The organism is Shinella sp. OV683 (assembly GCF_057787725.1).
In genome coordinates this window covers 1734590-1749749 of the sequence record NZ_CM173543.1, presented here as the reverse complement: position 1 = coordinate 1749749, position 15160 = coordinate 1734590, and the positions used below count along the sequence as shown (strand labels likewise).

Genomic DNA, 15160 nt, shown 5'->3' with positions numbered 1-15160 from the left:
GTCATTCCCCTTCTCAAAGGCCAAGCATTTTCAGTGCTTGGGCGTAGCTCTCAGCGGGGCGAGTCACGTCGAAATGCACATGCGGCAGATCGACCGCGACGGCCCCCTCAATGTTCTTCTTCTGGTCGTCGACGAAAACGCAGTTCTTGCGTTCAAGTCCGAGTTCCGCCAGCACCAGCTCATATGCACGCGGGTCGGGCTTCAGGATCTTCGTGTAGGTCGCATCGACAATGATGTCGAAAAGGTCAATCAGCGGAAAACGCTTGCGGAACTCGACGCCATAGAAGAGGTCGAGTTCATTGGAGAGGATGGCGAGCCGGATTCCCGCATCCTTGGCACGAATGATGGCCGCGCGCGCCTCCGGCCGCAGCACAAGTTCGGCCTCTGCCCCCCTCGCCCGCTGCACGAATGTCTTCATGTCAGACCAGTCTTCGCCCAGCAGCGCGCCGACTTCCCTGGTCCGCGTCATCCAGTAATCGCGCTCGGTGATCTGGCGGTTCTGCATCTGGCCCCAGAGCGGATCGGTCGAGGGATCGAACGGTCCAAGCCAGGTCAACGTACCGGGTCTGAGGCCCAGCGCACGCTCGGTGATGTCATGCGTCTCGAACAGCGTCCGCGTGACCACGCCGCCGAAGTCGAGAATCAGGGCTTTCTGCGAATTGTGCACGCTCATGCCCGCCCCCTCGGCACGATGCCTTCGGCAACCCAGCGGTCGAAGATCTCCAGCGCCTTGGCGGAAAACTCGGCGGAATTGATGTGCGCATCGACCTCTTCGAACACGGCCGATGCAGGGATCGCACTGCGCATCTCGTCCACGAAGGCATCGAGGCCTTCCGGATCGAAAAGCGGCTCGCCTTCCTTGTCCCACTCCTGGATGCCCTGCACCGGCAGGATGAAAGCCACCGGCGACGCCGAGCCACCGAGCTTCTCGCCGATGACGCGGGCAATGCTGCGACGGCCTTCGGGGTCGGTCGTTATAGAGCCGATCAGCCGGTTGTGAGCATGATATGGCCGCCCCGAAAAATGCCCGGGTAGAGGCTGCCAGGCCTGCAGGTCGACCATGTCGATCGCACCGGGTGCTACTATCTGCGGAATGCCGGCACGACCGGCATTTTCCATCCGGTCCGGACCGGAGGTGACCACGGTTCCATTGTGATGGTTGGAAATTTCCTGGATGCAAAGGTCGAAGACAGCCGCAAAACCCTTCTGCGCCGCAATCGCCTCGAATGCACGGCCGCCCATGCCGGTCGAATGAAAGACGGCGACGTCGTAACCACGCTTTTCCAGCTCCGGCTTGAGGAATTTCATGTATTTCAGGCAGGACGTGCCGAGCGAGGTCATACCGATCAGCGGCCGGTCGCCGGCCGGCTTGGTGCCGTGCTTGGCAGCTCCAACGACCGCGCCGCAAGCCTGTGACAACACCGAACTGCAGATACCATTCAGACCGTAAAGCCCGCCGGCCCAGAGGATCATCATCAGGTCAGGCGCGATGCGCTCGGGCGGCAGAAGATGTGAATAGGCGATGGTGGAAATGACGAATTTCGGCACGCCGAGCGGCAAGACAGCCGCTACATCGAGCGCCAGATCGGTGCCCATCGAGCCGCCGAGTGCAATCACACCGTCGACATGACCGGCATCGTAAAGACCCTTGACCAGGTTCGATGCGCCCTTTGCCATCAGCTCCATGGCGGTGTTTTCATCGCCGCTGTCGATGATTGCCTGTATGGTGGTTTCCGCCGCAGCAGCGATATCGTGCTTCGAGTAGTCCGGCTTGTAGGGTGGATCGCCAAGCACGCTCACATCAACCATGACCGGGACTCCGCCGGCCTGGCCGATGACATCAGCCATGAACAGCAATTCGTCACTCTTCGTGTCACCGGTGCCGATGACCAGAATTTTGGGCAAACGAGCATTCACGCCCATCAGTAACTCCTCCTCGATTGCGACGCCGGCCGGTTCTCCCGGTCTGCGCCGAAAAATGCGTGTGAAATGCGCTTGGCGGCGGCAGCCGCAGCAAGCCCATGCTCGCGAATCTGCGCGGCATCGGTGCGCGCCAGAGGTGCTGCGACGGTGATGCAGCCGATAGGCCGGGCGCCCGGCGCAGCTATTGCAGCCGATGCGCTGATCACCCCAACCTCGATGCCCTGTCGGCTGACGGAAAATCCGTTGGCTTGTGTCTCCTCGACGCGCCGCCGAAAATCCTCGGCCTTGGTCATCGTGAATTCCGTAAACGCCTCCAGCGACTGCGCGGCCGCAACCTCGATCTCCCTGGCGGGGCACGCGGATATGAACGCCAGACCGGAGGCGGTGGCATGGAATGGCAAAAGCGTGCCTACGGCCACGAAGACACGATGCGCCTTGGTCGAGTCCTCGACATGCACCGTCGACAAGCGACCACCCGCAAATTCGGAGAGATGGACGGTCTCATCGACCTGTTCGACCAGTCGCCGAACGAAAGGAAGAGCGGTCCTGAGAAACGGATAGCGTTGCTCGCGAATACGGGCGAGACGCACCGGTGCAGCACCAATCCTGTACTTCCGCGACTCGGAGAGTTGTTCGACGAATCCGTGCTTTTCCAGCTCGACGAGGAATCGCCGTGTCGTTGCCTTGTCCAGCCCACAGGCTTGGGCGATCTCGGTCAGACCGGCCTCCTTGTCCAGCAGCGACAGCGTATCGAGCAGTGTCAGCGCTTTGCTGATCGTTCCCATTTTCTCTCGTTTCCTCATCTGACTGAAGCGCTTTCAGGGCTTCGGTTTGGTGGCTCTCCCCACCCGTCAAGCGCGCTTCCTCAAGCACCGAGATACTTAACATGCGAAATAACTTGACAGGTACCGGCACTTTTTGCAAGTCTATATTTGAAGCTAGGGTTCAAATAATGAACCATACTTTTGAGCCGGCCCGCAAGCTTAAAAACAACAACAATGCAGGCTGCATCAAACTGGGAACCGCCGCAGGATCGGCGGAAAGGAAAATCGCAACGCCAAAGGGGAGCTAAGGCGATGAGCAATTCAATTTCACAGGGCAGCGGTGAAAACCAGCTGCGCAAGAACAGCCTCGGTGTCGGGGCTGTAACGTTTCTGGTCGTCTCAGCGGCTGCACCGCTGACGGCGGTCGCGGGCGGCGTGCCACTTTCCATGCTGCTCGGCAATGGCGCGGGCATCCCGCTGACCTTCCTGCTGGTCACAGCCATCCTGCTGTTGTTTGCAGTCGGCTATGTCGCCATGGCCCGCCACATTCGCAATGCCGGTGCCTTTTATGCCTATACGGCTCAAGGCCTTGGCGGCATGATGGGCGGTGCAGCCGCCTGGGTCGCCATCCTTGCCTACAATGCCATGCAGATCGGCGTCTTCGGACTGTTCGGCGCGGCAACGTCTGGTCTGTTCGCCAGCATGGGCCTCGAAGCCCCTTGGTGGGTCTGGACCTATATCGGCATCGCCATCGTTGCCGTGTTCGGCTATCGCCGTGTCGATCTGTCGGCCAAGGTGCTGACAGTCCTGGTCATCCTCGAATATCTCGTCGTGCTGATCATCGATGCCGCGATCCTGTTCAAGGGCGGCGACAGCGGCCTTTCAGCGGTGCCGTTCACACCATCCGCCTTCTTGAGCGGCGCGCCGGCCATCGGCATCCTGTTCTGCTTTGCCGCCTTCATCGGCTTCGAAGCCACGACCATCTACAGCGAAGAAGCCAAGGAACCGCACAAGACCGTGCCGCGCGCCACCTACATCTCCGTCATCATCATCGGCCTGTTCTACATGCTGACGTCGTGGCTAATGGTCAACGGTGCCGGTGTCGACAAGCTTGTGCCGGAATTGCAAGGCCTTGCCGATCCCACCACATTCCTCTTCGGTCTTGCCGAGCGCTATGTCGGCCATTGGATCGTGGTGACCATGAACGTGCTGTTCGTCACCAGCTTGTTTGCCGGTGTTCTCGCCTTCCACAATGGTGTCGCCCGCTACATGTATGTCGCCGGCCGCGAAGGCTTGCTGCCAAAGTCCGTTGGCGTCACGCATCCGGTGTTCCAGAGCCCGCATGTCGGCTCGGTGATCCAGACGATTATCGCTGTTCTGGTCATTGCGCTGTTCGCCTTTACAGGACAGGATCCGGTGCTGGCGCTGTTCTCCTGGCTGACCAATGTCGGTACGCTGGCGATCATCCTGCTGATGGCCTTCACCTCCTTCGCCATCGTGGCTTTCTTCAGCCGCAATCCGGGGCTCGAAAACAGTGCCATGGCGACCAAAGTGCTGCCGATCATCACCGGTCTGGTCCTGCTGGCACTGGTGATCTACATCGCCATCAACTTCGGCAACATCGCCGGTGCAACCGGCGTTCTTGCCGTGCTTCTTCCGGGACTGGTGGTGATCGCAGCGATCATCGGCTTCATCGCGGCGGCGCGGCTGAAGTCCTCGGACTCGGCGAGTTTCGCCAAGCTGGGCGCAGGGCAGGAAGCCTGATTAAGTCAGCTACAATGGCGGGAGCTTCTCCCGCCATTTTCATCTTTTGAGGACAACGGCCATGCAGGACAAGATCGACCAACTCCGGACACTGGATGTCGCGCCGCAATCGCTATTCATCGACGGTGAATGGCGCTCACCCATCGGTGGCGCCACGATGGATGTCATCTCGCCGATTGACGGCAAGCGGCTGACCACGATCGCCGATGCCGGTGCCGAGGACGTTGATCTGGCAGTCAGAGCCGCGCGCACAGCCTTCGAAAAAGGCTCATGGTCGAAAGCCGCACCCGCTGAGCGCAAGAAAGTCCTGTTGAAAATCGCCGAGCTGATCGAGAAAAATGCCCTGGAACTGGCCGTCCTTGGCGTCAGAGACAACGGCACGGAGATCTCGATGGCGCTGAAGGCTGAGCCGGGCAGCGCGGCGGGCACTTTCCGCTATTATGCCGAGGCGATCGACAAGGTCTACGGCGAGATCGCCCCGACTGCCGACAACATACTTGGCCTGATCCACCGCGAGCCGATTGGCGTTGTTGCGGCGATCGTGCCGTGGAATTTTCCGATGATGATCGGCGCATGGAAGATAGCGCCCGCGCTGGCTGCCGGCAATTCCGTCGTGTTGAAGCCAGCAGAAGGCGCATCGCTGTCGCTGCTCCGGCTCGCCAGCCTCTGCGTCGAAGCCGGTCTACCTGAAGGCGTATTGAATGTGATCACGGGCCGTGGTGCCGTCAGCGGCGAAGCCCTCGGCCTGCACATGGACATCGACGTGCTCGCCTTCACGGGGTCCGGTCCAGTCGGCCGGAGATTGCTCGAATACTCCGCCCGCTCCAACCTCAAACGCGTCTATCTCGAACTCGGTGGCAAGTCGCCCAACATCGTCTTTGCAGATGCGCCCAATCTCGACCAGGCAGCAAAGGTGTCAGCCTATGGCATCTTCCGCAATTCCGGCCAGGCCTGCGTCGCGGGCTCGCGGCTACTGGTCGAGAAATCGATCCAGGAAGAGTTTTCCGAAAAGGTGGCCAAAATTGCAGCCAGCATGAAGCTCGGCGATCCCCTCAACCTGACCACAGAGGCCGGCGCCATCTCGAGCGAAATCCAGCTGCAAAAGGATATTGGTTATGCGGAGCAGGCTTTGTCGGAGGGCGCATCCATGCGCACCGGTGGCAAACGGATCATGCAGGAAACCGGCGGCTTCTACATGCAGCCGACCGTCTTCGACGTGACGCCGGAAATGACACTTGCAAAGGAAGAGGTGTTCGGCCCGATCCTGTCGATCATCCCCTTCGAGACCGAAGCCGAGGCCCTGCAAATCGCCAACGCCACGGACTACGGCCTCGCATCAGCCGTATGGACATCCAACCTCTCCCGCGCCCACCGCATGGTGCGCGACATCAAGGCTGGCGTCGTCCACGTCAACACCTATGGTGGCGCCGACAACACCGTGCCGCTCGGCGGTGTGAAACAGTCCGGCAACGGCCACGACAAGTCGCTGCATGCGCTGGACAAATATGTGGATCTGAAAACGGCTTGGATTCAGTTGTAACGGGGCGAAATCACCCCTCACCAACTTCGGCCAAGGGCTCGCAAGCTTGCCCGGCCTGCGTATCCTCTCCCACAAGGGGAGAGGCAAGCTTGTGGAATTGTCAAGCCGCAAGTAAAGCCGCCGATCGCGGCGCCTTACCTCTCCCCTTGTGGGAGAGGATAGCAAGTCCGCAGGCGACTTTCAGTCGCGTGCTTGGACGCGCTTGGTGAGGGGTAAGACCGCTGACAAAAGTCCTGAGGGCTGTTACTGAACTCCAACCACATCAAGGGCATGATCTTGGATCCGCAGCGCGAACTATGTCGTCGGCACAAAGCGGCCTATTCGCCACCCCAGCCGGACTCAAAACTTGGCATTGCAAGCAATGTTAAGGCCGGACTTGTCCCATTGAATGGCCTGCGGCATCCTCCCGATGGAGGAACCTGCGGCTGGTATATCTGGGCTGGAAAAGAAGTCAGCGAAGCGTCCGACTTTTCCAGCCACTGCATATCAGTCATATTGCCGAACGGAGTGCCCTGGTGCTGCCATATCTTGCATTGCCGCCCGGATGGCGCTTCCTCATTGCGGACGGTTATGAGGATGTATGGTTCGATCCAACCTTGCTCGACGTCTGAGAAGCAGAGGCAAATCTACCCCCCAAAACTCCCCACCTGTGTCGGCACGTTGACGTAGCTGCGATCGAAATAGAGCAGCGCATTGCCATCCACCCTTGAGCGGATGCCGATGACCTGACCAATGAAGATATGGTGCGTGCCGACGAGACGTGCTTCGGTCAGGCGGCAATCGAACGAGACCATGGCATCGGCCAGCGCCTGGCTGCCGGACGGCATGTCGACCCATTGCGCGGCGGCGTAGCGCGCCGCCATGTCGGCTTGGCGGCCGGCAAAATAGCCGGCCAGTTCCTGATGATCGTCGGCCAGAACATTGACGCAGAAGCGGCGGTTTTCCAGAAACAGGCCGCATTGCGCCGACTTGCCGTTCATGCAGACCAGCAGCGTCGGGGGCTCATCGGTGACGCTGCACATCGCGGTGGCGGTAAAGCCGCCGCGACCCGCCGCACCATTGGTGGTAATCACGTTGACCGGCGCGCAGACCCGCGACATGGCGTTGCGAAATTCTGCCTTGGAAACCGCCTCCTCCATCTCGGCTCCTCCTCAGCCCTGACCGAGCGGCGGCAGCCAGGTGTCGCCGGTCCAGCCGTTTTCATCGTAGTCGCTCATGCAGGTATCCACGAGCGCTTCCATTTCGCGAAGCCGTCCACCGCGCTCGGCGCCCTTCAGCACCTGTAGGCGCACCTCTTCCGGCGCACCGGCATAGTTGAGTTCGTAAAGCGCATGACGGCCGCCAAATTCCGTGCCGGTCGCATCCCAGAGCAGCTTCATGATCTTGATGCGCTCGATATGGCCCATGTCGTTGGAACCACGCACATATTGGGCGAGATAGCGGTCGATCTCGGGATTATTGAAATCCTTGGCCGAGGACGGCAGGTAGATCAGGCCGGACGCAATGACCCGACGCACCGTGTCGATGACACGCGGATAGGCCTCCGACATGAATGTACGGTAGCTGAGTGCGGCCTCCATGTTGGGCAGCACAGCACCGCCAGCCCAAGGCTGCGGATTATAGGCCATGGCATTGGAGAAGCTCCAGAACATGTGCCGCAGCGCAATCACTTCACCGAGTGCTGCCTGATTGCCGCGGAATGCATCACCGCCGGTGGCGCGCAGTGCCTTGGCGAGCAGCCCGGAGAGGAAATCCAGCTTGACGGCAAAGCGTGTGCAGCCTTGGAAGCAATAGCCATGCATGAAGCCCGATGCCGGATGGAAGGACAGGATCTTCTGTGCATCTCGCAACACCAGCACATCTTCCCAAGGGATGAAGACATTGTCGAGCACGAGAATCGCATCGTTCTCATCGAAACGTGACGACAGCGGATAATCGAACGGCGTACCCACGGTATTGGCCGTCTGCTCGTAGGAGACGCGGCAGAACATCTTGATGCCGGGCGCGTTCATCGGCACGATGAACATCACGGACAGCGACGGATCCTCGGTGACGGTCGCCGAACTCTGGGCCAGGAAATTGTAGTGCGTCAGCGCCGACGAGGTCGCCACGACCTTGGCACCGGAGACGTAGATGCCGGCATCGGTTTCCTTGGTGATATGGACAAAGACATCTTTCACTGCATCCGCCGGCTTGTGCCGGTCGATCGGCGGGTTGACGATCGCATGGTTCATGAACAGGACCGACTCCTGCGCCCGCTTGTGCCAGGAAAGTGCATTGTCCTTGAACTGACCGTACCAGTCGGCATTGGCACCGAGCGTGTTCATCAGCGCCGCCTTGTAATCGGCGGTGCGGCCCATCCAGCCGTAGGACATGCGTGCCCAATCGGCGATGGCGCCCTGCTGGGCAACCAGCTCCGCCGAGGACTTGGCGACGCGGAAATACTTGTGGGTATAGCCGCCATTGCCGGTGTCGGTCGGCGAGGTCAGGCGTTCCCTGGTCTTTTCCGCGTGCAGCGCATCATACATCCGGGCGAGCGACCGGACGGAATTGCGCATGGAGGGATGGGCCGTAACATCCGCCACCCGCTCGCCATTGATATAGACCTCGCGGCCATCACGCAGCGATGCCAGATATTCGGCGCCTGTGAATGGACGCGTCTTGTCGGCGCGAAAATCCTCCGACTTCTGGAATTGGTGCTGGTCGTGGATATTCATGAAACTCCTCCATTCAATGTTGCCTTACAATAGGCCTTGCACTTCCCTCCATCCATGGACAGAATTGCAAATTCGCTTGTACTTTTTCGGGTATCTTCATGACATCAACGGTTCCCAGCTTCTTTGTCTACGGCGAGCCGGACAGGCCGCTCGACGTCGGATTCATGCATGTCGAGACAGTGATGGCGCGCAAAAACGTTCATCTTGGTCGGGTCGATGCGCACCAACATGCCCGCATGGCGCAGATCACCTTCTGGACGAAAGGACACGGCACCTACTTCATCGAAGACGAGCGTTTGGATTTTTTGGCGCCGGCCGTCAGCTTCGTGCCGAGCGGCGTGGTGCATGGTTTTACCGTCGAGCCGAACGAGACGGATGCCATCGTCGTCTCGATTGCCGACAGTGCGCTGGTGCCGATGCGCGCGCAAACCATCCTGCCGCTGGATGCGCCGCTGCTGGTTGCGGGTGTGGGAGACGCTGCTTCCTGGGACAGGCTCGGAACCGTCATGCAACAGCTCGCCGACGAATATCGCTGCGGCCGGCCGGGAATGGAGAAAGTGCTCTCGGCCTTGGCCGTCGTGGCGCTGACCGAAATCGGCCGATTCGGCACCGAAACATCCACGGAGACGAAAACCGGCCACACAATCATCGCCTCCGAATTCCGCAGGCTGGTCGACCTGCACTTCCGACAGAACTGGCCAGTCGAGAAATATGTCTCCGAACTGGGCACCACCCCTCACCTGCTCGCCAAGGCCTGCCAGTCTGCCTTCGGCCTGTCGATCAAGGAATTCCTCAACGAACGGCGGCTGCTGGAAGCCAAGCGCCTGCTGCTCTTCACCGTGCGCCCACTTGAAGACATCGCCTACGAAATCGGACTGAAAGACGCCGCCTATTTCTCACGCTTCTTTAAGACCCGCACCGGCATGCCGCCCAGCGAATGGCGCGCACAGCATCTGGCGCCGAAAGCTGGCTGACGTTCATCCGCATTCCGTATATTTAACGTGTGAACTATATTGGCCAAGCCGCGCTGTTCGAAATGGTAGCGCTCACATACGCTTGGCAATCCTGAGTTTTCGGTTGCGCAACGGCATGCTGCCGACATAGCATCGGCATGTGAAGACCGGTGGTCGAATTTTCCATGGAGGGTGGCATGGGATCTGGACGCAACACGACACTCGCCGGCCGGATATCGCTGATATCCGCCTCCCTGCTCTTTCTTTTAGCCCTACAGGCATGCCAACCAAAGCAAGCGGCCCAGGCACGGGAGCCACTGCAGGTCGTTGTGCAGCCAGCAAGTTACACCGATTACAAACGATCCATCTCGCTGACCGGTGTCATCCGGCCGCGGACGGAAAGCGCGCTTGCCTTTCGCACCGCCGGCCGCATGACCGTCCGCAAAGCCGATGTCGGTGACCATGTCAACGCCGGCGACATCCTTGCCGAGATCGATGATAGCGAGCAGCAGGCAGGTCTCAAGGCCGCCGATGCCTCGCTACAGGCCGCCAATGCGGTTCTCACCCAGGCGCAACTGTCCTACGACCGGATGAAGACCCTGCTCGCGCAAGGTATATCGACCCGCAAGCAGTTCGATGCCGCCAATGAGTCGCTGAGCCGTGCGCAGCAATCCGTCCAGTCTGCCGAGGCGCAACGCGGCACGGCGCTGGACGATCTCGCAGCCACAAAATTGAAAGCGCCGGCCAACGGCATCATCACCACGCGCGATGGCGAGCCCGGCCAGGTCGTTCAAGCCGCCCAGACCGTGTTCAAGATGGCCGAAGATGGTCCTCGGGACGCCGTCTTCAACCTCTATGAATCCATCCTCGCCGATCCCCCGCCCGAGAACCAGATCGAGCTTTCATTGGTGACCGATCCCTCGGTCAAGGCGATCGCCAAGGTGCGGGAAGTCTCCCCGACCGTCGACCAGCGCACGGGAACCGTCGAAGCAAAGATGGTGCTTGAAAAGACACCGCCGCAGATGAAACTTGGCTCCAGCGTCGTGGGCATGGCTTACCTTAGACCGGTCAAGGCGATGGTGTTTCCGTGGACGGCAATGTTCTCGCTCAACGGCGTGCCTGCCGTCTGGGTCGTCGATCCCAAATCGTCCGTAGCGTCTCTGAAGAAAGTTGAAATCTTTCAATACGATGCTGGTGTGATCGTGCTCTCCAAGGGCCTTGATGACGGAGAGCTTGTGGTCACCGAGGGCGGCAAATTGCTGCGACCCGGCCAAGTGGTCAAGTATTCGCAGGAGGCCACGCAATGAAGACCTGGCTGAGAATGAGCATCGCCATCGGCATGCTTGGCTGCCTTGCCGCCTGCAGTGAGGAAAAGAAGGATGCGCCGCCGCCCGTTCGCCCGGTGATGTGGACCACGGTGGTGCCGCAGAACAACGCATCGATCGTGTTTGCCGGCACGATCGAACCGCAACTCACAACCAATCTCGGCTTTCAGGCGCTGGGCCGCATCGTGGCGCGCGATGTGAATATCGGCGACCGCGTCGTCACCGGCCAGAAGCTCGCCTCGCTGGACCCAATCTCAGCCGAACTGGCACTCAAGATCGCCGAGTCCGACCTGATCAGCGCCCAGGCCCAGCAAACAAACGCCCTGACCACGGCACAGCGACAGGAATCGCTTTTGGAGCGAAACGCGGTGGCGCAAGCCGATGTCGACATTGCCCGCCAGGCACGTGATTCCGCTATCGCCTCGGTGTTGCAGGCGCAGGCGAATGTCGACAAGGCGCGTGAGCAGCTGGGCTACACCGAGCTGAAGGCAACGTTCGACGGCGTTGTGACCGCCGTCAGTGCCGAAGTCGGCCAGACCGTCTCGCCGGGCACCGCCGTGCTGACGATCGCCGAGCCCAACCGCCGCGATGCAGTCGTTGACGTTCCCGACGGTCTCGATGAGGCCTTCAAGCTGGGTACGCCATTCGTGGCCGCCATGCAGGCCAATCCCTCGATCATGGCAAAAGGCACGGTTCGTGAGGTCGCACCCGATGCCGACCCCATCACCCGCACACGGCGGATCAAGATCGGCCTGGATAACCCTCCCGTGAACATGCGGCTGGGTACCACGATCACGGCAACGCTGGCCGCAAGCGGCAAGGCGGCAATCTATGTGCCGAAATCGGCAATCCTCGAAAAGGGCGGCAAAACCTTGGTCTGGGTCATCGACACCGGCAAGTCTGTCGTCAATGCACGCGAGGTCAATCTTGGCGCCGACGGCCACGGCGGCGCCGAAGTAAAGTCCGGTTTGGAAGCGGGCACGAAGGTGGCGACCGCAGGCGTCCACAGTCTCGAAGAGGGCCAGGCCATCAAGTTCTACGGGGAAGAGAGCCAGTGAAGAAGTTCAATCTCTCGGAATGGGCCCTCGCCCATCGCTCGCTCGTCTGGTACTTCATGTTCGTGTTCATGGCGGCGGGCGTCTATGCCTATGTCGGCCTGGGCCGCGAGGAGGATCCATCCTTCTCGATCAAGACGATGACCATCACCGTCAATTGGCCCGGTGCCACCGTCGATGAAACCATCAACCAGGTGACCGATCGCGTCGAGCGCAAGCTCGAGGAACTCGACACGCTCGACTTTACCCGCAGCATCACCACGCCGGGACAAACCACCGTCTTCGTTAACCTCAAGAGCACGACGCGTGGCAACGCGGTGATCGCCGCCTGGACCCAGGTCCGCAACATGATCGGCGACATCCAGAGTTCGTTCCCGCAGGGTGTGCTGTCACCGTCCTTCAACGACCGCTTCGGCGATGTCTACGGCAATATCTACGCATTTACCGCAGACGGTTTCACCAATCGCCAGCTACGAGACTATGTCGAGGCCGCCCGGTCCAAGATCCTCACTGTTCCCAATGCGGGCCGCATCGACCTGATCGGCGCCCAGAACGAGGTCATCTATCTCGAATTCTCGACCCGCAAGTTAGCCGCGCTCGGTCTCAACGTGCAACAGATCATCGCAACCTTGCAGGCGCAGAATGCAGTCACGCCATCCGGTGTCATCGAGGCGGGACCTGAGCGCATCGCACTTCGTGTCGGCGGCCAGTTTGCGTCCGAAGATAGCATCCGCAACATCAATCTCCGCGTCAACGACCGCTTCTTCCGGCTCAGCGACGTCGCCACGGTCTCGCGCGGCTATACCGACCCGCCGAGCGGCATGTTCCGGTTCAACGGGGAACCTGCCATCGGCCTTGCCGTCGGCATGAAGCCCAATGCCAACCTTCTGGAATTCGGCAAGGCGCTCGATCATGAGCTCAACACCATCGTCGCCGATCTGCCGATCGGCATCGGCGTCCATCTGGTGTCCGATCAGCCGCTGGTGGTCGAGGAAGCCGTATCGGGCTTTGTCCGCGCACTGTTCGAAGCCGTCGTTATCGTGCTGATCGTCAGCTTCGTCAGCCTGGGCGTACGCGCCGGCTTCATCGTCTCTCTGTCGATCCCGCTGGTGCTGGCCATCACCTTCCTGGTCATGTGGTATTTTGGCATATCAATGCAGCGCATCTCGCTGGGCGCGCTGATCATTGCGCTCGGTCTGCTTGTCGATGACGCGATGATTGCGGTCGAGATGATGGTCGCCCGTCTCGAACAAGGCGACCCGATCGAGAAAGCCGCGACCCACGTCTATACCTCGACCGCATTTCCCATGCTGACGGGCACACTGGTCACGGTCGCGGGCTTCATTCCCGTCGGCCTCAACAGCTCCTCGGCAGGTGAGTTTACTTTCACGCTGTTCGTGGTCATTGGCGTCTCGCTGCTGGTTTCCTGGGTGGTCGCGGTTCTTTTCGCACCACTGCTCGGCGTGACCTTCCTGCCCAGGACGATGAAGAAGCATACGGAGAAACCCGGCTGGTTCGCCAGTGCTTTCGCCCGTTTTCTCGAAGGCGCTATGCGGCTGAAATGGATCACGATCGCGGTGACACTGGCGATGTTTGCCGCCTCGCTCTATGGCCTCGGTTTCGTCCAGCAACAATTCTTCCCAAGCTCCGACCGGCCCGAACTGATCGTCGACTGGAACCTGCCGCAAAACAGCTCGATCCGTGAGACGGAACGCCAGATCGCCGCGTTTGAAAAGGAGATGCTGGAGGGCAACAAGGACATCGAGCGCTGGAGTTCCTACGTGGGACAGGGGGCGGTGCGCTTCGTGCTGTCCTTTGACGTCCAGCCCCCGGCGGCATCCTTCGGCCAGACCATCATTGTCACCAAGGGGCTCGAGGTCCGCGACCAGCTCAAGGCCAAGCTCCAGGCCTACCTCAGGCAGAAATTCCCCGGTACCGATGCGCTGGTTAAGCTGCTCGACATCGGCCCTCCGGTCGGCCGACCGTTGCAATACCGGGTTAGTGGACCTGATATCCAGAGAGTGCGCGACGCCGCCATGGGCCTTGCCGAGGTTCTCGGGAAAGACAAGCGCCTTGGCGATGTCATCTATGACTGGAACGAGCCCGCCCGTGTGGTCAAGATCGAGGTGTTGCAGGACAAGGCACGGCAGTTGGGCGTCAGTTCCGAAGATATTGCCAACGCGCTCAATGGCATTGTCGGCGGCGTGACCGCCACGCAGGTGCGCGACAGCATCTACCTCATCAACGTCATCGGCCGCGCGGAAGCTGCCGAACGCAAATCAATCGCAACCCTGCAGGATCTGCAGCTTTCCGGCTCCGGTGGCGTGACGATCCCGCTCGCGGCAATCGCCAAGTTCGAATACAACGTCGAACAGCCCGTCGTCTGGCGGCGTGCCCGCATCCCCACCATCACTGTCAAGGCCGGCATTGTTGATACCACCCAGCCGGCAACGGTGGTGGCGGGCCTGAAGAAATCAGTTGACGCCTATGCCGCGACCCTGCCCGCCGGATATTCGATCGCCACCGCCGGCACGGTCGAGGAGAGTGCCAAGGGCCAGGCACCGATCATCGCCATTGCACCGCTGATGCTGCTCGCCATGACGACGATCCTGATGCTGCAACTACAGAGCTTCCAGCGGCTGTTCCTGGTGTTCGCCGTCGCGCCGCTGGGGCTGATCGGCGTCGTGGCTTTCCTGTTGCCGGTGGGTGCGCCTATGGGCTTCGTCGCCCTGCTCGGCGTGCTGGCACTGATCGGCATCCTGATCCGCAATTCGGTCATCCTGATTGTGCAGATCGAAGACCATCGACGCGCGGGAATGGAGGCCTGGGCTTCAGTCCTCGACGCAACCGAACACCGAATGCGACCGATCATCCTCACCGCTGCAGCGGCCAGCCTTGCCCTCATCCCGATCGCGCGCGAAATCTTCTGGGGTCCGATGGCGATCGCCATGATGGGCGGCATCATCGTCGGCACGGTGCTGACGCTGATCTTCCTGCCGGCGCTTTATGTCGCCTGGTTCCGGATCAAACCGCCGCCACGGCGCGAGGAAGAAGAGGTGGCACCCACAGGGGAGCCGGACGCAGCAACCGCCAGCCCATGAGCGGTCGCTGACGCAAGG

General features: G+C 60.6%; 11 protein-coding genes and 1 pseudogene. 7 read left to right on the top strand and 5 right to left on the bottom strand.

All coding sequences use genetic code 11. From position 1 onward, the window contains the following. Nucleotides 1–13 precede the first annotated feature (13 nt). From ACXHRN_RS08330 to ACXHRN_RS08320, 3 genes are read right to left on the bottom strand one after another with little or no spacing between them, the layout of a single operon-like run. Nucleotides 14–673, bottom strand: coding sequence for an HAD family hydrolase (locus ACXHRN_RS08330; protein ID WP_488640851.1), 660 nt, complete (start codon nt 671–673; stop codon nt 14–16). Then, complete coding sequence (locus ACXHRN_RS08325) at nt 670–1923, bottom strand: Tm-1-like ATP-binding domain-containing protein (RefSeq protein ID WP_488640850.1); 1254 nt, start codon at nt 1921–1923, stop codon at nt 670–672. Before ACXHRN_RS08325 ends, ACXHRN_RS08330 begins: the two co-directional genes overlap by 4 nt. After that, nucleotides 1923–2708 (bottom strand): IclR family transcriptional regulator, encoded by a 786-nt coding sequence (locus ACXHRN_RS08320; protein WP_488640849.1) that lies wholly within the window; start codon nt 2706–2708, stop codon nt 1923–1925. Before ACXHRN_RS08320 ends, ACXHRN_RS08325 begins: the two co-directional genes overlap by 1 nt. Nucleotides 2709–2999: 291 nt before the next feature. On the opposite strand from ACXHRN_RS08320, the gene ACXHRN_RS08315 reads away from it, so the two are divergent. From ACXHRN_RS08315 to ACXHRN_RS08305, 3 genes and pseudogenes are all read left to right on the top strand, one after another. Further along, complete coding sequence (locus ACXHRN_RS08315; RefSeq protein WP_488640848.1) at nt 3000–4451, top strand: APC family permease; 1452 nt, start codon at nt 3000–3002, stop codon at nt 4449–4451. A gap of 61 nt (nt 4452–4512) precedes the next feature. Next, nucleotides 4513–5991: an aldehyde dehydrogenase gene (locus ACXHRN_RS08310; RefSeq protein ID WP_488640847.1), complete on the top strand. Its 1479-nt coding sequence runs from the start codon at nt 4513–4515 to the stop codon at nt 5989–5991. Between the two features lie 270 nt (nt 5992–6261). After that, nucleotides 6262–6602: pseudogene (locus ACXHRN_RS08305) on the top strand (immunity protein Imm33 domain-containing protein). Nucleotides 6603–6617: 15 nt separating this feature from the next. Here ACXHRN_RS08305 and ACXHRN_RS08300 read toward each other — a convergent pair. Further along, nucleotides 6618–7130 carry a flavin reductase gene (locus ACXHRN_RS08300; RefSeq protein WP_488640846.1) on the bottom strand — a complete coding sequence of 171 codons (513 nt, stop codon included), beginning with the start codon at nt 7128–7130 and terminating at the stop codon, nt 6618–6620. A gap of 12 nt (nt 7131–7142) precedes the next feature. Beyond that, the gene (locus ACXHRN_RS08295) at nt 7143–8708 is read right to left on the bottom strand and encodes a 4-hydroxyphenylacetate 3-hydroxylase N-terminal domain-containing protein (protein ID WP_488640845.1); all 1566 of its coding nucleotides are present in this window, start codon (nt 8706–8708) and stop codon (nt 7143–7145) included. A gap of 98 nt (nt 8709–8806) precedes the next feature. Here ACXHRN_RS08295 and ACXHRN_RS08290 point away from each other — a divergent pair, with 98 nt between their 5' ends. From ACXHRN_RS08290 to ACXHRN_RS08275, 4 genes are all read left to right on the top strand, one after another. Continuing rightward, nucleotides 8807–9682, top strand: coding sequence for a helix-turn-helix domain-containing protein (locus ACXHRN_RS08290; RefSeq protein ID WP_488640844.1), 876 nt, complete (start codon nt 8807–8809; stop codon nt 9680–9682). Between the two features lie 176 nt (nt 9683–9858). Then, on the top strand, nt 9859–10968 hold the full coding sequence (locus tag ACXHRN_RS08285; RefSeq protein ID WP_488640843.1) for an efflux RND transporter periplasmic adaptor subunit: 1110 nt from the start codon (nt 9859–9861) through the stop codon (nt 10966–10968). Continuing rightward, nucleotides 10965–12044, top strand: coding sequence for an efflux RND transporter periplasmic adaptor subunit (locus ACXHRN_RS08280; RefSeq protein ID WP_488640842.1), 1080 nt, complete (start codon nt 10965–10967; stop codon nt 12042–12044). The genes ACXHRN_RS08285 and ACXHRN_RS08280 overlap by 4 nt, the downstream gene beginning before the upstream one ends. Next, complete coding sequence (locus ACXHRN_RS08275) at nt 12041–15142, top strand: efflux RND transporter permease subunit (protein WP_488640841.1); 3102 nt, start codon at nt 12041–12043, stop codon at nt 15140–15142. Before ACXHRN_RS08280 ends, ACXHRN_RS08275 begins: the two co-directional genes overlap by 4 nt. The last annotated feature ends 18 nt before the right edge of the window (nt 15143–15160 follow it).